General features: G+C 69.6%; 19 protein-coding genes. 7 read left to right on the top strand and 12 right to left on the bottom strand.

Annotated elements, in window-relative coordinates:
- The first annotated feature begins 27 nt into the window (after positions 1-27).
- Positions 28-543: a GNAT family N-acetyltransferase gene (locus OHA25_RS55670; RefSeq protein WP_327584885.1), complete on the top strand. Its 516-nt coding sequence runs from the start codon at positions 28-30 to the stop codon at positions 541-543.
- Between the two features lie 62 nt (positions 544-605).
- On the opposite strand, the gene OHA25_RS55675 is transcribed toward OHA25_RS55670, so the two are convergent.
- From OHA25_RS55675 to OHA25_RS55700, 6 genes are all read right to left on the bottom strand, one after another.
- Positions 606-2360: a DEAD/DEAH box helicase gene (locus OHA25_RS55675; protein WP_327584886.1), complete on the bottom strand. Its 1755-nt coding sequence runs from the start codon at positions 2358-2360 to the stop codon at positions 606-608.
- A gap of 115 nt (positions 2361-2475) precedes the next feature.
- Complete coding sequence (locus OHA25_RS55680; protein WP_327584887.1) at positions 2476-3459, bottom strand: hypothetical protein; 984 nt, start codon at positions 3457-3459, stop codon at positions 2476-2478.
- A gap of 83 nt (positions 3460-3542) precedes the next feature.
- Positions 3543-4928: an MFS transporter gene (locus OHA25_RS55685; RefSeq protein ID WP_327584888.1), complete on the bottom strand. Its 1386-nt coding sequence runs from the start codon at positions 4926-4928 to the stop codon at positions 3543-3545.
- Between the two features lie 26 nt (positions 4929-4954).
- Complete coding sequence (locus OHA25_RS55690) at positions 4955-5833, bottom strand: zinc metalloprotease (RefSeq protein WP_327584889.1); 879 nt, start codon at positions 5831-5833, stop codon at positions 4955-4957.
- A 78-nt stretch (positions 5834-5911) separates the two neighbouring features.
- Positions 5912-6172, bottom strand: a complete 261-nt coding sequence (locus OHA25_RS55695) for a DUF3039 domain-containing protein (RefSeq protein ID WP_327584890.1) — start codon at positions 6170-6172, stop codon at positions 5912-5914.
- 83 nt (positions 6173-6255) lie between these two features.
- The gene (locus OHA25_RS55700) at positions 6256-7806 is read right to left on the bottom strand and encodes an MFS transporter (RefSeq protein WP_327584891.1); all 1551 of its coding nucleotides are present in this window, start codon (positions 7804-7806) and stop codon (positions 6256-6258) included.
- A gap of 201 nt (positions 7807-8007) precedes the next feature.
- Between OHA25_RS55700 and OHA25_RS55705 the strand changes: the two genes are divergently transcribed.
- Positions 8008-8628: a TetR/AcrR family transcriptional regulator gene (locus OHA25_RS55705; protein ID WP_327584892.1), complete on the top strand. Its 621-nt coding sequence runs from the start codon at positions 8008-8010 to the stop codon at positions 8626-8628.
- On the opposite strand, the gene OHA25_RS55710 is transcribed toward OHA25_RS55705, so the two are convergent.
- Positions 8625-9203, bottom strand: a complete 579-nt coding sequence (locus OHA25_RS55710) for a YqgE/AlgH family protein (RefSeq protein ID WP_327584893.1) — start codon at positions 9201-9203, stop codon at positions 8625-8627. The two genes, OHA25_RS55705 and OHA25_RS55710, sit on opposite strands and share 4 nt — an antisense overlap.
- A gap of 118 nt (positions 9204-9321) precedes the next feature.
- Entirely contained in the window at positions 9322-9933 is a 612-nt protein-coding gene (locus OHA25_RS55715; protein WP_327584894.1) for a TetR/AcrR family transcriptional regulator, read from the bottom strand.
- A 235-nt stretch (positions 9934-10168) separates the two neighbouring features.
- Between OHA25_RS55715 and OHA25_RS55720 the strand changes: the two genes are divergently transcribed.
- From OHA25_RS55720 to OHA25_RS55730, 3 genes are all read left to right on the top strand, one after another.
- A complete protein-coding gene (locus OHA25_RS55720) occupies positions 10169-10927 on the top strand; it encodes an IclR family transcriptional regulator (protein ID WP_442942251.1) in 759 nt (252 codons plus the stop codon).
- Between the two features lie 87 nt (positions 10928-11014).
- Positions 11015-12481 (top strand): glycerol kinase GlpK, encoded by a 1467-nt coding sequence (glpK, locus tag OHA25_RS55725; protein ID WP_305918344.1) that lies wholly within the window; start codon positions 11015-11017, stop codon positions 12479-12481.
- 10 nt (positions 12482-12491) lie between these two features.
- Positions 12492-14057: a glycerol-3-phosphate dehydrogenase/oxidase gene (locus OHA25_RS55730; RefSeq protein ID WP_327584896.1), complete on the top strand. Its 1566-nt coding sequence runs from the start codon at positions 12492-12494 to the stop codon at positions 14055-14057.
- 107 nt (positions 14058-14164) lie between these two features.
- On the opposite strand, the gene OHA25_RS55735 is transcribed toward OHA25_RS55730, so the two are convergent.
- On the bottom strand, positions 14165-14287 hold the full coding sequence (locus OHA25_RS55735; protein ID WP_305918346.1) for a hypothetical protein: 123 nt from the start codon (positions 14285-14287) through the stop codon (positions 14165-14167).
- Between the two features lie 325 nt (positions 14288-14612).
- Between OHA25_RS55735 and OHA25_RS55740 the strand changes: the two genes are divergently transcribed.
- Complete coding sequence (locus OHA25_RS55740; protein WP_327584897.1) at positions 14613-15101, top strand: hypothetical protein; 489 nt, start codon at positions 14613-14615, stop codon at positions 15099-15101.
- Between the two features lie 62 nt (positions 15102-15163).
- On the opposite strand, the gene OHA25_RS55745 is transcribed toward OHA25_RS55740, so the two are convergent.
- From OHA25_RS55745 to OHA25_RS55755, 3 genes are read right to left on the bottom strand one after another with little or no spacing between them, the layout of a single operon-like run.
- Positions 15164-15646 (bottom strand): DUF6463 family protein, encoded by a 483-nt coding sequence (locus OHA25_RS55745; RefSeq protein ID WP_327584898.1) that lies wholly within the window; start codon positions 15644-15646, stop codon positions 15164-15166.
- Between the two features lie 55 nt (positions 15647-15701).
- A complete protein-coding gene (locus tag OHA25_RS55750; RefSeq protein ID WP_327584899.1) occupies positions 15702-16148 on the bottom strand; it encodes a DUF2867 domain-containing protein in 447 nt (148 codons plus the stop codon).
- Positions 16145-17371 carry an MBL fold metallo-hydrolase gene (locus tag OHA25_RS55755; RefSeq protein ID WP_327584900.1) on the bottom strand — a complete coding sequence of 409 codons (1227 nt, stop codon included), beginning with the start codon at positions 17369-17371 and terminating at the stop codon, positions 16145-16147. Before OHA25_RS55755 ends, OHA25_RS55750 begins: the two co-directional genes overlap by 4 nt.
- A 90-nt stretch (positions 17372-17461) precedes the next feature.
- On the opposite strand from OHA25_RS55755, the gene OHA25_RS55760 reads away from it, so the two are divergent.
- Complete coding sequence (locus OHA25_RS55760; protein WP_327584901.1) at positions 17462-18028, top strand: TetR/AcrR family transcriptional regulator; 567 nt, start codon at positions 17462-17464, stop codon at positions 18026-18028.
- Positions 18029-18397 lie beyond the last annotated feature (369 nt).

Raw genomic sequence — 18397 nt, forward strand, 5'->3', positions numbered from 1 at the left:
GAGTGTCAACAGGGAATCTGTCCGTCCGTGGGGGCACCAGATATACGCAAAGCCGACCATACCGATCTCCGCAGGATAGTCCGGTCGCTCGGGCAGAAGACGTATTTCAGCGACCGGCTGGCCAGGCAAGAGGCCGGGCACGGGTTCCTCCTCGTCGCCTGGGAGCGGAACCTTGCGGTGGGCGACGTCTACGTGTGGCTGGCCCCCGCCGAGGAGCCGGAGTTACGCGCCCACTTACCGGGTGTCGCGTTGCTCACCCACCTGGAGGTCGTCGCCGGGCGCCGTAACGAGGGCATCGGGACGCAACTGCTGTGGGCGGCCGAGGACCGGCTCTTCGCCACCGGCCACGAACAGGTCGCCCTCGGCGTCCGGCTGGACAACCTCGCCGCGCGGCGGCTGTATCACCGCCGAGGGTATGTCGAATGGCCGCATGGGCAGGTGGCCACGACGGAGGTCGTGTATCACCCGGACGGCACGTACGAACGGCGGCCGGAGATGTGCCGCATCATGGTCAGGCAACTCGGCCGCAACCGCTTCCGCTGACGCGCCGGAAGCCGGGCCGATCGCCCTGCGGGCAGGGCGATCGGCGCAAGTGCGCGAACCGGCTAACGGCGCTGGGTGGCCCAGCGGCGGATCATGTCGATCCGCTCTTGGATCTGCTCGGCCGTGGCCTGAGCGATCGGGGGGCCGCCGCAGGAGCGTCGCAGCTCCGCATGGATGACCCCATGCGGCTGCCCCGTGCGATGGTTCCAGGCGCCCACCAGGCCGTTGAGCTCCCGCCGCAGCTCGGCGATCTGCTCGTGCGGCGCCAGGGTCTCGCGCGGCTGCTCCTCCGGCTGCTGCTTGCGCTTGGCGGCCTGCTGGTCCGACTGCCGTTTGCGCAGAAGGGTCGCCACCTGGTCGGGCTCCAGCAGCCCGGGCAGGCCGATGAAGTCCTCCTCCTCGGCGGAGCCGACCTCCGCGCCCGTGCCGAACTCGCCGCCGTCGAACAACACCCGATCGAACGTGGCCGACGTCTCCATCGTCTCGAACGGCAGCTCGTCGCCAAGGACGTCCGGGTTGTCCTTCTTGCGGTTGGCATCCTCCAGGAGGCTGTCGTCGAGACCGTCCTCCGGAGGCCGCTTGTTGAGCACGTGGTCGCGCTCCACCTCCATCTCGTTGGCCAGCCCCATGAGCGTGGGCACCGAGGGGAGGAAGACCGAGGCCATCTCGCCGCGCTTGCGGGCACGCACGAAACGCCCCACCGCCTGGGCGAAGAAGAGCGGGGTCGAGGTCGAGGTGGCGTAGACGCCGACGCACAGGCGGGGGATGTCGACGCCTTCCGACACCATGCGCACGGCGACCAGCCAGCGGTCCTGCGACGCGCCGAACTCCTTGATCTTCTTCGACGCGCCGGGGTCGTCGGAGAGGACCACGGTGGCGCCCTCGCCGGTGATGTTGCGCAGGTGGCGGGCGTAGGCGCGGGCGGTCTCGTGATCGGTGGCGATGACCAGGCCGCCCGCGTCGGGCACGCCCCTGCGCACCTCGGTGAGGCGGCGGTCGGCGGCCTGCATGACCTGGCGGATCCAGTCGCCCTTGGGGTCGAGCGCGGCCCGCCACGCCTGCGAGAGCTGGTCCTTGGTGAGCGGCGTGCCGAGGGTCGCGGCGAGCTCGTCACCGGCGCGCGTGCGCCACTTCATCTCGCCGGAGTAGGCCAGGAAGATGACCGGCCGCACGACCCCGTCGTCGAGGGCGGGCCCGTAGCCGTAGGAGTAGTCGGCGACGCTGCGTTTGAGGCCTTCCCCGTCCTCCTCGTAGGCGACGAACGGGATGGGGTTGTCGTCGGACCTGAACGGCGTCCCCGTGAGCTGGAGCCGGCGCGTCGCGGGCTCGAACGCCTCCTTCACGCCGTCGCCCCACGACTTGGCGTCGCCCGCGTGGTGGATCTCGTCGAAGATGATCAGCGTCTTACGCGCCTCGGTGCGCGCCCTGTGCAGGGCCGGGTGCATGGCGACCTGCGCGTACGTCACCGCGACGCCGGTGTAGTCGCGTGACGTCGTGCCCTGGCTGTTCTTGAACTCCGGATCGATGCCGATGCCGACCTTCCCGGCGGCGTCGGCCCACTGGCGCTTGAGGTGCTCGGTCGGGGTCACGATGGTGATCGCCCTGATCACCCCGCGGCTGAGCAACTCGCTGGCGATGCGCAGGGCGTAGGTCGTCTTGCCCGCGCCCGGCGTCGCCACGGTGAGGAAGTCACGTGGCTCCCGCCTGAAGTAGAGGTCGAACGCCTCTTGCTGCCAGGCACGCAGCTTTTGGGCGGTGCCCCATGCGGCGCGGTCTGGATAGGAAGGCGAAAGGTGGGACGCGGCGAAGGTGCTCACCGCATCACCTCTGGGGTTCGTGTGCTTCGCTCTCTCACAGTGACCCAAGACTAATCGGGCCCACCGACAAGACGTGCCGTGAGCCGAGGATTCTGGCCAAGGTCTTCCTCACGTGCTAGGCGGCTTGTCCAAGGCTGTTCATGACCGCGTCGAGGGCCTGTCTGCGTGCGGTTTCCTCGGGTTGGAGCAGCCCGACGAGCAGGACGGCCTTGTCGCCGCGAGTGACCAGCATCACTCTCATGAAGGCGGGCCGGTTGACCACATCCTGATATTCCGCCCGTAGCGCCCGGGTGTGGCCCCCGGGGATCTCCTTGTCCTCGACGATGTTCACGCGGTCGCCCTTGAGCAGGAGTCTGGAGTACAGCTCCGCCGCCTGGGCCGTGGCCTCCTCGGCGTTCTCCAGGCGTCCGGGCACCGGCCTGGCCATGACCAGGCCCCCGTTCCCGTCCCTGACGACCGACGTGAACCCTGTCACCGGCGGCACCGCGCCAACGCTCCACCCCTGCGGCAACGTCGCCGTCACCCCGGCCAGCGTGTCGCTCAGCGTGCTCGTCTCCGCCGGCGGCTCGGTGATCCGCAACACCACTGCGGTCGCCCCCGTCACCAGCCCCGCCCCGGCTAACAGCGCCGCGAGCGCGCCCGCCCACCGTCGCCACACGCGCGTGCCGGCGCGCCGGCGCGTCCCGGGGTCCACCGGGGTGCCGTAGAGCCGGGCGGACGGCGGCAGCGTGTCCCAGGGCGGCGCGGACAACGGCCCTCCGCCTTCCGCGCCCCGCCCCCAATCGTCACGTTCCAGGCCCCGTCCCCAACTGCTGCCCGTGGGCGGCTCCGAGCTTCCACCGGAGGGCCAGTCCGGACCGGAGTCGTACCCGGGGTCGCGTTCGGTGGCCCTGCGGATGCGGGGGTTCCACGGCTCGCCGAGGTCCTCGCTCTCCCCCGCGTCCAGGTCGAGCGGGTGCCGCTTCCGGGGACGCGGCTCCTCGTCGCGCGGGCTCCGGCGCGCCGGAGCCCCGCCCCACTCGGGCTCCGTGTCCTCTGGAGGAGTACGGCGATGCCTGGCCCCCGGCTGAGGCGGCCAGACACGGTGATCACCCTCCATGACACCTCCTTGTCCCGCTGTCCTATCACTCCTCGCCACGAGGATCCGGTGAACCGTGATCGATGTGACGGAAGATGCGGAATTCAGCGGATGCGCCCGGCAAGCAGCGTGGCGGCCAGCCCGATGGCCGCCATGAAGAGGCAGATGACGACGAACCCCGTGGCGATCTCGGCGGAGGTGTGCCCGATGAGGTTGACCAGCGCCCCGCCGACCCCGATCGCCAGCGCGGACCCCAGCATGTCCGTCACCGACAGCGCCGCCGAGTTCGCCCCCTGCTCGTTCTCCGGCGACTGCTTGAGCGTCGTGACGCTGATCGTGGCCATGCCGAGCCCCATCCCGAACCCGGCCACGATCCACGCGGGCACCGCGACCCACCCGGTCATCCCCGGCAGGACGGACAGCACGGACAACAGGATGCCTCCGGTCACGCCCATCGCCCCGAGCCTGATCCTCCGGTGCGGTGCCACGTCCCGCCGGCTCTGCAGGTAGGAACCCGCCGACCAGCCGAGCGCCCCCGTGGTCAGCGCGATCCCCGCCTCCCTCGCGTCGAACCCTCTCACTTCCTGCAGCGCCAGCGGGATGAAGGAGTTCACCCCGAAGAAGGCGGCGGAGAAGAACCCGCGCATCAGCACGGTCATGGGCAGCCCTCGGGCGAACCGCAGCGCGCCGGGCGGCAGCAGCCGGTAGAGACCGTAGATCAGCAGCCCCAGCCCGGCCAGCGTCTCAAGAGCGCCCGACACCGGAGCGAGGTGGAGCCGGTCCACCCCGTGCAGCAACGCCGCCGCCCCGCCGGCCGTCGCGGCCGCGGCCAGCGTCATCGCCAGCGGCCGCGAACGCGGACCGTCCCCGGGCGCGTCGTCGGAAGAGGCCGGTCTGCGCAACGCGGGAACGAGCATCAGCAGCGCGGGCACGATCAGCGGGATGATCCCGTAGAAGACATACCGCCAGCCCCATTGCCCCGCCACGGATCCCGCGACGGCCGGGCCGACCATGGAGGGCACGACCCAGGCGGCCGAGACCGCGGCGAACGCCTTGGGCCGCATCTCGGCCGGATAGACCCGCGCGATCATCACGAACAGCGCCACGATCGAGGCCCCCGCGCCCAGCCCCTGGACGGCCCGCGCCGCCAGGAACATCATCGCTGACTGCGCGGCCCCCGCCAGCCCCATACCGGCCACGAACAGCATCAACCCCGCCACGAACGGCATCGGGTAACCGCGACGGTCCGCCCAGAGCCCGGCCACCACGTTCGCGAACAAGCTGGAGATCAGGAAGGCGGAGAAGCTCAGGCCGTAAAGGTCCAACGCGTCCAGCTCATGGGCCACGTCCGGCATGACCACCCCGACCGACATGCCCTCGAAGGCGACGAGCGTGACGACGAGCAGGATGCCGAGGGTGGCGGTGCGGTAGGCCGGGCCGAGGATCCGGGGAGGTTGGTGGGGAGCGTCGAGTGCTTTCGGTCCTGTCACCCCAACATCGTAATTTGTCGCACAATCTAAAGATCTGAGGTGTGACGGTACGCCGCCCACATCTGATGCATCCTGTTCGCCTGCCCCCGCGTGAACTCCGCCATGCACCGGTCGTGGGCGTAGTCCATGAAGTTCCGCGTGGGATCCAGCCCGGCCTGCGCGCAGGTGTCCTTGTTCGCCGGGCATTCTTCGGTCGGCTTGGCCTCCGCCGGGGTGTCGTCGATGCCGTCGCCGGGCTCCCGGCAGCCGTTCTCGAAGGTGTGGAACAGGCCGAGCCAGTGCCCGATCTCGTGGACGCCGGTGAAGCCCCGGTTGTAGTTGGTCATCGTCCCGCCGGGCAGTCCGCGCCAGTCGATCACGACGCCGTCGAGCCGGGGCGCGTCGGCGTACCAGTAGGGGTAGCTGGCGAAGCCCAGCATCTGCTCACTGAGCTGGGCGATATAGAGGTTGAGCGTGCCTGCCGAGCCCTGGTGCAGCGCATTCTTCATCGCCTGCTCGTGGCCCACGGGATCGGCGAACCAGGCGGGGTTGGCCTTGACGGAGATGCCGTCGAGCCGGAAGCGCACGCCGGTGTCCACGCCGCCGAAGGCGCCGCCGTACGCGGAGTTGAGCACCGCGATCTGGCTCCTGATCGCCCGGTCGGAGACCTTGCGTACACCGCGGGTGAGGACGTGCACGCGGGTGGGCACGGTGATCGTCGTGGGCGGTGTAACCCCGGCCAGCCGCCGGGCGAGCTCGGCCAGGACCTTGGCCACGTCTCCGGGATGGGGCGAGCGCGGCCCCGGCGTGCTCGGGCGAGGAGATCCGGCGCAGACGGCGGCCCGGGCGGTGCCGAGCTGAAGCGGTGGCGCGATGCCCACCGTGAGCAGGCATGCCAACGAGACGGCGGTCGCGCGCCGGGCCATGCGGTACCCCCATGACGGTATGAGCTGGTCTGGCTACAGACCGTAGCTCTACCTGGGAGGATTACCGCTCAGCAACACTCACTGTTTGTTGTCGCCCTGGTCGCCGCCGCCCACAGGCAGACCTTCGTAGATCTCCTTGCACTCCGGGCATACCGGATATTTCTTGGGGTCACGGCTGGGGACCCAGACCTTGCCGCACAGGGCGCGGATGGGCGTGCCCGTCACCATGCTCTCGGTGATCTTGTGCTTGTCCGCGTAGTGCGCGAACCGCTCATGATCACCGTCGCCGTGCGACGTCTGCGGCGTGGTTTTCTGCTCTGGGAGGATCTTCGTGCTCACCTCACCGAGTTTATGCCCCGCCGCAACCGCCCCCCCCACATGGCAGTACGGCCCCCGCCGCGTGGCGAAGGCCGTACCGGTAATCAACCCATGTGGACCGGCTGGCCCTCGGCCTTGCGGCCCGCCTTCACGAAGAGGGTCAGAGCGGCGGTGAGCACCGCGATGCCGGTGCTGACGAGGAAGGCCACGGACATACCGTCCATGAACGAGTTGTGCACGGCGTCCACGATGGGCTGTCCCAGCCCGGGCGGCGCCGACCCGAACGCGGCCGCCTTCTCCAGCCCTGCCAGCTGTGCGGCCGGGATCGCCTGGGCCGCAGGGCCGAGGTGGCCGGGCAGCGTGGCGGAGATCTGGGCGGCCATCACGGCGCCCAGGACCGCGGTGCCGAGCGAGCCACCGACCTGCATGGCCGACTGCTGCACCCCGCCGGCCACGCCGGTCAGCTCCACGGGAGCGTTGCCGACGATGATCTCCGTGGCGCCCACGAACACCGGAGACATGCCGAAGGCCAGCAGCAGGAACGGGATGCCGCTCTCGATGAACGACGCGTCGATGCTGAGCCTGGACATGAGGAACATCGAGGAGGCGGTGATCAGCAGACCGGCCGCCATCGTGAGCCTCGGCCCGAACCTGCCGAGCGCCATACCCGCCAGCGGCGAGGCGAAGATCATGCCGGCGCTCATCGGCAACATGCGCAGGCCGGCCTCCAGCGGGGACAGGCCGTGCACGCCCTGGAAGAAGAAGCCCAGGAAGAACATCGCGCCGAACATGGCGAAGGCGACCATCATCATCAGCACGGTGCCGATGGAGATCGAGGCGTTCCTGAACAGCGACAGCGGCACCAGCGGCTGGCGGGCCTTGCTCTGCCAGAAGATGAACGCCCCGATGAGCGCCGCGAACACGGCCACGAAGGTCAGGGTCGTGCTGTCGCCCCAGCCCCACTCGGGGGCCTTGATGATCGTCCAGACCAGCGAGAACATCGCGCCGGACAGCAGCAGCACGCCCAGCCAGTCGATCCTGGCCAGCGTCTGAGCCCGGTTGTCCTTGATCAGGAGAATGCCCATGATCAGGGCGACGACGCCGACGGGCGCGTTGATGAAGAAGACGGTCTGCCAGCTCGCCTGCTCGACCAGCACGCCGCCCACAATGGGCCCGGCGGCGCTGGACAGGCCGATGATCGCGCCCCAGGCCCCCATCGCCTGGTTCAGCTTCTCACCGGGGAACGCGGTGCGCAGCAACGCCAGTGCGGCGGGCTGGAGCAGTGCGCCGAACAGGCCTTGCAGCACCCGCAGGCCGATCAACGCGCCGACGGGCGTGACGCCGGGAATGACGTCGGCCAGTTCGGCGCTGAAGCCGATGCCCACCGAGGAGAGCGCGAAGCCCCCCACGCCGATGAGGAAGACCCGCTTGTGTCCGAACAGGTCGCCCAGCTTGCCCGCAGTGATCAGGAAGACCGCCAGGGCCAGCAGATAACCGCTGGTGACCCACTGCAGGTCGGACAGCGAGGCCTTGAGGTCGGCCTGGATGGACGGGTTGGCGATGCCCACGACCGTGCCGTCGAGCATCACCATGATGACACCCAGGCTGACGGCCAGCAGCACCAGCCACGGGTTGCCCCCTGTCCCCGTCTTCACAGAGCCAGGCGATGGCGGTGCCTCGACCGCCTTCGCGTTCGCCATGAAGTCCCCCTCAGTACACGTACGCCCACATCAGGGCATAGATCTCGTAAGCCTCGGGTAATCTATGTCAGTCGATGACAGATGACAAATGACTTTTAATCGGCGGCCGATGACTTATGGCATACTGTGACAGCAAGGTTCGAAGGAGTGACTGCTGTGGGTCTTCGGGAACGCAAGAAGGAGAAGACACGCCTGGCGATCTTGGACGCCGCGCTCGACCTATTCCTCGAACAAGGATACGAGTCGACCACGGTGGAGCAGATCGCGGGGGTCGTCGACGTCTCCCCCCGCACCTTCTTCCGTTACTTCACCAGCAAAGATCACCTGGTGCTGTGGTTCCACGACCACGGTGAGGAGATCATGCTGGAGACCCTGGAGTCCCGCCCTCAGGACGAGCCCCCGTTCAACGCCCTCATGCACGCGCTGCGCGCGGTGCTGAGCGACATGCAGGGCTCAACGCCGGACGAGTCCGCGAGGTTCCTGAAACTACGCCGGATCCTGGACGAGAATCCGCGTCTGATCGGCCAGTCGGTGGCCAGGGCCGCACAGACCGAGCGGCGTCTGGCGGAGCTGGTGGCGGCGCGCCGGGGCGCCGATCCCGACACCGACCAGCTGTCCCACCTGATCGTGGCGTTCGCCATGTCCACCTTGCGCGTGGGGTTCGAGTGCCCGCGCCGCGTAGGGACGTTGTCGGAGATCACCGGCCGCATGGGCGAGACGATCGAGCTGGCCGAGCGCTCGCTCCAGCCGGGCTGGGACCTTCAGCGGCCCGGCTAGTTCATCGTGGGGTCGTCCGGGCACGTGGCCACGAAGGCCAGCTCGCCGGGCTGCCTGCGCAGCACGTGCCGCCAGAGCGAGCCGGGATCGGCGTGGAAGGTGTCGCCGGCCTCGGAGTCGACGACGTACCAAGCACCCTCGGCGATCTCGCTCTCCAGCTGACCCGAGGACCAGCCCGCGTAGCCGGCGAAGATACGCATCTGCGCGATCTCGCCCTGCAGGATCTCGGGCGGGGCGTCCAGGTCCACCGTGCCGAGCCGGGACACGGCCGGGGTGCCCGCGTGCAGCCTGCGCCAGCCGAGCGGCTCTTCCCCGCTCGGGACCGCCGCCAGCGCCAACGCGCTGTCGGTCTGTACGGGCCCGCCTTCGAAGAGCACCGGCGGCCCGGTGACCAGCGGGTCCCACACGGGGAGGACCTGGGTCACCGAGATGTCGCTCGGTCTGTTGAGCACCACACCCAGAGTCCCGCCGTCATGGTCGTGTTCGAGGACCAGCACGACGCTACGCCGAAAGTTGGGGTCGTCGAGAAGCGGGGTCGCCACCAACAAACCGCCGACGTAGATCGCTTCCGCCATACATCCATCATGAAGGGTCGAAGGGGGTTCGCGCTGCCCCAGTGCGCTCATGTTACCGTACGCGGTCAATTGGCCACCTGAGGTTGCGGCGTCGGCCGTCGATGGTTTCGTCCCGCCCCTATGCGATGAACGCCCCGGCCCGGGCGGCGGCCAGCGTCCGCTGGACCGACCGTTCGGCGACCTCCGGGGTCACCGGCTCCCGCGTGACGACCAGGCGGTAGTAGAGCGGGGCCGAGACCGCCCGGATCACCTCCATGGCGTCGGTCCCCCTGGGGAGCTCGCCCCGCCGGACCGCCAACTCCACGGCGCCGGCCCATTCTTCGATGCGGCGCAGGTAGAAGGCCCGCAAGGCGCCGGCCGCCTGGGGGTTGCTGGTGGCAGCGGCGATCATCGCCTGGAACGTGGCCCCGAGCCGCCCGTCGTTGACCGCCTCGCACACGGCGAGGGCGTTGGCCCGCAGGTCGGTCTCGACCGAGCCGGTGTCGGCGTGCGGCGTGGACTGGTCGGCCAGCTCGATCATGAGGTCGGTGACCAGGCCCGCCGGGCTCCCCCAGCGCCGGTAGACCGTCGTCTTGCCGACGCCCGCCCTGGCCGCCACCTGATCCATGGTGAGGCCGTGGAAGCCGTGCTCGACCAGCTCGTCCTGGGTGGCCTCGAGCACGGCAGCGCGCACGCGCGCAGTGCGGCCGCCTGGCCGCACGGTTCCCGCCGAGCGGGAAAGTTGTTCCATCAAGTCTCCTCGTTGGACGGCATGCCCAACTAACGGGACGGCTATCCCGTTAGTTGCAATGCGTGGGCGGCGTGGGCTGTTCCTGAGCTTTCGCCGCCGGCCGCGTCGTTCGCGGGGCTGTCTGCGCGCTGTGGCTCGAAGGAAGCGTTTGCCGCCGGCGCAATTCTAGGGCCGAGCGGCCGGAAAAATGAGGGCGAATGACTCGTTCGGCAATACCGAACCGCACTGCGCTAGTCTGCCGGTTGTGGGAGAGACGATTCAGTCGGTCGAACGGGCCGCCGCGATCCTGCGGCTGCTCGCCTCCGGTCCCCGCCAGCTCGGGGTGGCCGAGCTGGCCAGGGCGCTGGGCCTGCCGAAGGGCACGCTGCACGGCATCCTGCGCACGCTGGTCCGGGTCGGCTTCGTCGAGCAGGACCAGACCACGGGGAAATACCGCCTCGGGGCCACGCTGCTCCATCTGGGCAGCAGCTACCTCGACGTCAACGAGCTGCGCACCCGAGCCATCAACTGGGCCGACGCACTGGCCGGGCGGAGCAGGGAGAGCGCCTGGATCGGCACCCTGCATGAGGGCCACGTCCTGGTGATCCATCACGTGTTCCGGCCCGATGACAGCATGCAGACTCTGCAGGTGGGCACATATCTACCGACTCACGCCAGCGCGCTGGGCAAGGTCCTGCTCGCCTACGACCCGTACGGCGAGGCCTTCGCAGCGCCGCTGCAGCCGCACACCAAGAAGACCATCGTCGACCCCGGTCTCCTGGAGACGGAGCTCGAGCTGATCAGGACGCGCGGCTGGGCGGCCGAGATGGAGGAGCTGACCGAGGGCGAGGTGGCCATCGCCGCGCCCATCAAGGACTCGCGCGGCATCGTGGTGGGCGCCATCGGCATCCGCGGCGCGGTCGAGCGGCTGGCGCCGGAGGGGGGCTTGCACATGGACTACGTCTCATACGTCCGCGACGCGGCCCGCGCGATCACCCGCGATCTCACCCGCTGAGCAAAACAGTTGAACGCCCTCGGGCGACCGAATAATATTTCTCCTGTCGTTCGACATTGTCGAACCCGATCTTGCGAGGAACCGCCAGTGCCTCGACCGCATTACGTCGCCGCCATCGACCAGGGCACCACGTCCAGCCGCTGCATCGTCTTCGACCAGGCCGGCAACATCATCTCCGTCGCCCAGCGCGAGCACCGCCAGATCTTCCCCAAGCCCGGCTGGGTCGAGCACGACGCGGCCGAGATCTGGCAGGCCGTGCAAGGGGTGCTGGAAGAGGCCGTCGGCGGCCTGGACGGCCAGATCGCCGCGCTCGGCATCACCAACCAGCGCGAGACCACCGTGTTGTGGGACCGGGCGACGGGACAGCCGGTGTGCCCGGCCATCGTCTGGCAGGACACGCGCACGGCGCCGCTGACCCATGCGCTGGCCGCGCACGAGCAGCTGTTCAAGGAGAAGGCCGGGCTGCCGCTGGCGACCTACTTCTCCGGTCCGAAGATCCGCTGGCTGCTCGACGAGCACCCAGGGCTGCGGGAGCGGGCCGAGCGCGGCGAGGTGCTGTTCGGCACGATGGACAGCTGGCTGCTGTGGAACCTCACCGGCCGGCACCTCACCGACGTCACCAACGCCAGCCGTACGATGCTGATGAACATCCACACGCTGGCCTGGGACGACGAGCTCCTGGCCGCGCTGGGGGTGCCACGCGCGATGTTGCCGGAGATCCGCCCGTCCGCCGAGGTCTACGGCCGCACGCCGGGCGGCTTCCCGGTGGCCTCGGCGCTCGGCGACCAGCAGGCGGCGTTGTTCGGGCAGACCTGCTTCGCGCCCGGCGAGACCAAGAGCACCTATGGCTCCGGCAGCTTCCTGCTGATGAACACCGGCCACGAGCCGGTCGTCTCCAAGCACGGCCTGCTGACCACGGTCGGCTACCAGATCGGCGACACCCCGGCCACCTACGCGTTGGAGGGCGCGATCGCGGTCACCGGCTCCCTCGTGCAGTGGCTGCGTGACAACCTCGGCCTGATCTCCAGCGCCGCCGAGATCGAGACGCTGGCCAAGACGGTGGACGACAACGGTGGCTGCTATTTCGTGCCGGCGTTCTCGGGGTTGTTCGCGCCGCACTGGCGCTCCGACGCGCGCGGCGTGATCGCGGGGCTGACGGGGTTCGTCACCAAGGGGCACATCGCGCGGGCCGTGCTGGAGGCCACCGCGTGGCAGACCCGCGAGGTCGTGGACGCGATGAACGGCGACTCGGGCCTGGACCTGACGTCGCTGCGCGCCGACGGCGGCATGACCGCCAACAACCTGCTCATGCAGACGCTCGCGGACGTGCTGGCGGTGCCGGTGATCCGGCCCATGGTGTCCGAGACCACCGCGCTGGGCGCCGCCTACGCGGCGGGCCTCGCGACCGGCTACTGGCCGGACATCGACAGCCTGCGCGCCAACTGGCACAAGGCCGCCGAGTGGCGACCGGCGATCGACGAGGCCGGCCGCGATCGGGAATACCGCAACTGGAAAAAGGCCGTGGCCCGCACCCTCGACTGGGTGGAGCAGTAGGAGTATGGCAATGATGATCGCGATGGGGACCGAGCGCGCGCGGATCCGCGAGGAACTGTCCAGCGCCACCTTCGACCTGCTCGTGATCGGGGGCGGCATCCTGGGCACGTCGGTGACCTGGATGGCGGCCCAGGCCGGGCTCCGGGTGGCGATGGTGGACGCGGGCGACTTCGCCGGCGCCACCTCCAGCGCCTCCTCCAAACTCGTCCACGGCGGCCTGCGTTACCTGCAGACCGGCAACGTCCGGCTGGTCGCGGAAAACCACCGCGAGCGGCGTGCCCTGGCCGGCGACATCGCGCCCCACCTGGTCAAGCCGCTGACGTTCCTGGTGCCCATCTACAAGGGCGGGCCGCACGGGGCCGCCAAGCTGGGCGCGGGGGTGTTCCTCTACTCGGCGCTGTCGGTGTTCGGCGACGGCATGGGCAAGGTGATCACGCCGCAGCAGGCGGTCTCCAAGGTGCCCGCGCTGCGCACCGAGGGCCTGCGGGCCGCCGCCGTCTACGGCGACCACCAGATGAACGACAGCCGGGTCGCGGTCATGACCGTGCGGGCCGCGGTGGACGCCGGCGCGATCGTGCTCAACCACGCGGAGGTCGTGGACCTGCGTAAGACCGGCGGCACCGTGGCCGGCGCCGAGTTGCGCGACCGGCTCGACGGCACCGAGTTCGGGGTGTCCGCGCGGCTCGTCCTGAACGCCACCGGGCCGTGGGTGGACCACCTGCGGCGGATGGAGGACCCGGACGCGGCCCCGAGCATCCGGCTCTCCAAGGGCGCCCACCTCGTCCTGCGCCGCCACGAGCCGTGGAAGGCCGCGCTGACCACGCCGATCGACAAATACCGGGTGTCGTTCGCCATCCCGTGGGAGGACCATCTGCTGCTCGGCACGACCGACGAGGCCTACGAGGGCGACCCCGCCGAGGTGCGGCCCACCGAGGCCGACATCGCGCAGATCCTCGACGAGGCCGGGCATTCCGTACGCGAGGAGCAGCTCAAGCGCGAGGACATCACCTACGCCTTCGCGGGGCTGCGCGTGCTCCCCGGCGGCCCTGGCCAGGTGGCGTCAGCCAAGCGGGAGACCGTGCTGAGCAGGGGCAAGGGCGGCATGCTCTCGGTCGCGGGCGGCAAGTGGACGACCTACCGGCACATCGGCAGGCACGTGCTCGACACGCTCGCCCACCTGCCGGGGCGGCCGCTGGGCGACGACCTGGCCGACATCCTGCCCGCCGTGCCGCTGCCCGGGCTGGCCAGCCCGGACGCGGTCGCGATGCGGCTGTGGACGGACCGGGAGCGGGGGGGCCGCATGGATCCGCTGGTGGCCAGACACCTGGCCTCGCACTACGGGTCGATCGCGTTCGACCTGGTCAGGCTCATCCGCGAGACACCCGCACTGGGCGAGCGCATCCACCCGGACGGGCCTGACATCTGGGCCCAAGCGGTCTTCGCGCGCGACCACGAGTGGGCGGCCACGGTGGACGACGTCGTACGCCGCCGCACGACGCTCACCGTACGCGGCCTCGACACACCCGAGGTACGCACCAAGATCGCGCAGCTGCTCGGACAGGCACTGAAGCCCTAGACCCGCACCCCTGCTGGAGGACGCGAGGGCATGCCCGCGCCGGGGCTGGTCGGTGAGATCGGGGGACCTGCGCGGGGGGTGGGCTGTGAGACCCGGGGGGTGCGTCGCTAGCCGTCCAGCCAGGCATCGATGAGTCGCTCGGCCGTGGTCCACGCCCAGTCCCACAGCTCTGCTGGGGACTGACCGAGGGACGCGGTCACCAGCAGCCCGCCGAGGATCAGTACCATCACGATGAAGGCGCCCTTCGGCCCATGGTTACTCGCCGCCTTCCCGCTGCTCCTCTCACGTCTCTCGCGGCGGTGCCGGTCCGCATCGTCTTGCGCCCACTCCTTAAGGAAATCCTCGAACCGGCGTTGACCCCAACTGCCACTCATCCGCTCCCCTTCCCTCGGGTGACGCCATGGTTGTCACCCACTGCTTGTGTGACGCTACGGACCGTCAAATTGTTCGCGGCCCGTCACGGCCGATGAGAGCGGCCCGTACGCATCCGCCTGGAACAGCGAGAGCACGACTCCTGACGCATACGCGGGGAAGGGGGTAGGCATGTGCACTCCCATGAACGAAGCCCTGATCCGCCACTTCCGCGACCTGCGCGACGGCAGCCACGGCCAGGCCATCTCGCGGGAGGACAAAGAGAGCGTGTTCGTCACGGCCATCGAGCTGCTCGATCCGGTGGCGAAGACGGCGCTGGAGGAGCTCAACGCCGACCTGCTGCTCGGCACGGGCGAGGTGGTGGCCAGCGGGGTCACCCGATCGAAGGAGGGCGGGCTCAACGCCATGTGGTCGCTGACGTGGCCCGAACAGCGCGCCTGCCACGCCCAGCCCATCGCGGTCGTCGCCCACTACGGCGCCGGATTCCACCACCCGCACCTACGGGGCAACACCGTCGGTGACTGGCCGATGAATATCTTCGACACCGCGGACGCCCAGGCGCAGATCGACACGCTCCGGGTGATCGCCGCCGGCGACGCCCACAACCTGGTCTTCCAGGAAAGCTACCGTCTCATGCCCGCCATCGCCCACCGAGCCGACGCGCCCTCCTGACAGCCACCCACGCCGGAGCGCACCCTCACTCCCGCATGCCTGCAGGAGCTCACTCGCCGGCGTCATCTGCTACGACGCCGACTTTCCCCCACCGATGCGCCAGACCGCCGGATCTCGGGCCTCTCCCGCCCATCCTTCTTTCGCGCCGCGAGGATCATGAGCACTCCGGAGACGCTTCCGGCGAAGAACGGGGACGGCACGAGAAGGACGCCGCCAATCAGACACCACGCCGCAAGGCCCCAGCCGACTCCGGCGGGCACGGCCACCCCGCGTCCAGCGAGGTGCCATGTCAGGCACCCCAGAAGGATCAGGGGCACGGCGAAGCTTCCCGGAGCGGCCCAGAAGGCGAGCTTGTTCTGAAGGGACGCCAGCGTCTGAACGGTCCCTCCGCCGGTGAGTTCGAGCGGGACTGCTGCCCATATCCCTCGACCCACCCAACCGGCGATGTCCTCCGAGGCGACGAGCGCCAGCAACGATAGGTGCCCGATTCCCAGCACGAGCATGATCCCGCTCGCCCAGCGGAGCATTCGCTTTCTGGAGTTCATCGTGACGTTCCTTTCTCGTGGTCGCGGTCGAGCCAGGCTCGTTCCCATCGCCGGGTCAGGGATCGCCATTCGCCCCCCCCCGGACCCAGCCCAGGTGCATCACGGTGTGCACGGTCTTGTTGGCCAGCTCGCGGGCGGCTTCCGTGTCGAGCTCGTAGACCGGAGTGAGCGGCAGGTTCGGGCTGTCCGGGCCGCGGGGAGCGTCGCGGAGGTCGCCGGGCAGGCGGTCGTGGAGCGAGGCGACCCGGTGGCCGATGCCCGCAGAGGGCTTGTCCCAGCCGAGTCGAGCGCCGATCTTCCACCGGAGGGCGAACAGGAACCTCGCCGGCCCTGTCTGCGTCGCGAGTCCGCCGCCTGCTCGCATGGCGGCAAGCATCGCGGGGAAGTCGTCGGGACCGGCTCCGGGGGTGTGGAACGACCACACGTCTTCGACCGCGAAATCGCTGGTGAGTGCGTGGATGCGCCACGGGAGGGACGTGTGCGCGGTCTTCTGCAGCCTCACGAGAGCCCCTTGTCCGCCATCTTGGCCATCAGCGTCATCTGATCCAGCTCGGGCGTGGCGGCGGGGTCAGTTCGCGGTAGCGGCGGTGGAGATTGACCACGATCCGCTCGGCGTCCAGCCAGGTTGCGTACTCCGAGGTCCACCGCCTCGATCGCCTCCTGGAAGGTCAGGCCGCGGGCGTGGGCGGCGTCGGCCTGCTCGATCACGTGGGTGAGGTAGCCGCGCACCGCGCGGATCCCGTCGGGGTCGGTGACCGGGCCGTGGCCGGGGACGATCGTGCCGGCGCCGGTGGCGATCATCTTGTCGCACGCGGTGATCCAGTTGGCGATCGGGCCGCTCCACACGATCGGGGTGCAGCCGACGAACAGCAGGTCGCCCGCGAAGAGCACGCCCGCGTCCGGTACGTGCACGACCGAGTCGGCTGCGGTGTGGGCGGGGCCGAGGTTCATCACCCGGACCTCGCGACCGCCGAGGTCCAGGGTGAGCTCGCCGTCGTAGGTCAGGTCGGGCAGCCGCAGGCGGATGCCGCTGAAGTCGAAGGCGCCGAAGCGTTCGCGGAAGTAGGGGGTCGCCGGGCCGATGTCGACGACCTGGGTGGCGGTCAGCATCTCCGGGGGCATCTCGTGCCGCATCTCGGCGCAGGTGGCCTCCGCGGCGATGATCTGGACCTGCTCGCCGAGCAGTTGGTTGCCGTGGGTGTGGTCGCCGTTGGAGTGGGTGAGGACGGCGTGGGTGAGCGGGTGCCGGCCGGTGACCTTCCGCATGGCGTCGAGCATCTCGGCCGTCATCGGCAGGTCGAACAGGGTGTCCGCCAGGAGGGACGCGCCCTCGCCCGCGATCAGTCCCGCGTTGCTCCAGCCGTACCCGCCATCGGGCAGCAGCCAGGCCCACACGTCCGCGCCGACCTCGTGCAGGCCGCGGGTGTAGGGCAGCTTGGACGGGGCGCGGTTGACGCGCGGGCGCGGCGGCCGCCTGTCGGGGTTGTGCCGGGGCTTGAGCGGGTACGGCGGAGCGGACGCGCGCACGGACTGGCGGGTACGGCCCAGCCGTTCGACCGTCAGCTCGACCACGTCGCCGTCCCGCAGCCACCCGGGGAAGGCGGACGGATCGGCGAGCGACAGGTGCTCGATCAGGCTGACGCCAGGCGCGACGGGATGGATCCGATCGTCGCCGATCACTCCGACGCGGTCTCCGGCGTCCGTCGCGTAGGTCACCCAACGCATGGCGAACCCCCTTCCTTCTATGTTGGCCAACATAGGCTATACCGATTGACATTCGCTCTGTCGCTTGGCATACCTGATTAGATGGACCGCATGGCCACGCGACGTATCGAGAGGACTCAAGAGAGCCGCAGGCTGCTGGTGACGGCTGCCGCCGAGCTGTTCGCCGAGAAGGGATACCGGCAGACGAGCTTCATCGACATCGCCGACAAGGCAGGCATCAGCCGCGGCTCCATCCCCTGGCACTTCGGCAACAAGCTGGGTCTGCTGGAAGCGGTGGTCGACGACCAGCTCCAGGCCGTGCTGACCGCTTTCCCTCAGACCGCCGGGGACCGCCCCGGTGATCCGCTCGACCAGGTCACAGGCTTCATCCGCCTGCCTGTCACGCGCTTGTTCATCACGCTCCTCGCCGAGGCCGTGGAAGTCGACTCGCCGATCCGTGAGCACTACGCGCGGCTCCACGCGGCACTCCGGCAGGCGGTACAGGCCCGCATACCGGAACAGGCCCTACCTCCGGGAACGACCCCGGAGGCGTTCACGGTCTTGCTGGTGGGAGCCGTCATCGGCGTTCACGCTCAGTGGCGGGTCGCTCCCGAGGCGGTGGACCTGGAGGCCGTCCGCGCCACGATCCGCGCCCTGCTACCGGTGAGCCTCGGATGACCTCCGGACGCGGCGAGCTCAGCTGTCCTCCGATACTCGCCATCTTGCTCGGCCGGCGTCTGCTGGCAGGCCTTACTGACGATCGTTCGCACCGCTGGGGCGGCGGATCCGCACCCGTAGCTGAGCGCGGTCACAAGGTGATCGCCAGCGCCCTTCCGGGCTTCGATGACCCTCTCACGGCCACTGAGCCGTGTGCGAGTCGGAGGCGCACATGCCGTGCAGAGAGCGTGTCGGCACCGGGTAACGGTGAGGCCCCGGCGCACGGCGCCCAAGGTGTGAACCACGGAGCCTGGTCAACCTCGGGCTCGCGTAACGGCGGGCGACTTGTGAAGGGTCAGAGGCCGTTTCCTGGAGGGCCACCAGCCGACG

It is taken from the genome of Nonomuraea sp. NBC_00507 (assembly GCF_036013525.1).
Classification (GTDB): Bacteria; Actinomycetota; Actinomycetes; order Streptosporangiales; family Streptosporangiaceae; genus Nonomuraea.

Excerpts from the sequence above, each read along its gene's own strand:
- OHA25_RS55680 (WP_327584887.1), bottom strand. The coding sequence starts at position 3,459 with ATGGAGGGTGATCACCGTGTCTGGCCGCCTCAGCCGGGGGCCAGGCAT.
- OHA25_RS55690 (WP_327584889.1), bottom strand. The coding sequence starts at position 5,833 with ATGGCCCGGCGCGCGACCGCCGTCTCGTTGGCATGCCTGCTCACGGTG.
- OHA25_RS55710 (WP_327584893.1), bottom strand. The coding sequence starts at position 9,203 with ATGGCGGAAGCGATCTACGTCGGCGGTTTGTTGGTGGCGACCCCGCTT.
- OHA25_RS55715 (WP_327584894.1), bottom strand. The coding sequence starts at position 9,933 with ATGGAACAACTTTCCCGCTCGGCGGGAACCGTGCGGCCAGGCGGCCGC.
- OHA25_RS55730 (WP_327584896.1), top strand. The coding sequence starts at position 12,492 with ATGATGATCGCGATGGGGACCGAGCGCGCGCGGATCCGCGAGGAACTG.
- OHA25_RS55740 (WP_327584897.1), top strand. The coding sequence starts at position 14,613 with ATGAACGAAGCCCTGATCCGCCACTTCCGCGACCTGCGCGACGGCAGC.
- OHA25_RS55745 (WP_327584898.1), bottom strand. The coding sequence starts at position 15,646 with ATGAACTCCAGAAAGCGAATGCTCCGCTGGGCGAGCGGGATCATGCTC.
- OHA25_RS55755 (WP_327584900.1), bottom strand. The coding sequence starts at position 17,371 with ATGCGTTGGGTGACCTACGCGACGGACGCCGGAGACCGCGTCGGAGTG.
- OHA25_RS55760 (WP_327584901.1), top strand. The coding sequence starts at position 17,462 with ATGGCCACGCGACGTATCGAGAGGACTCAAGAGAGCCGCAGGCTGCTG.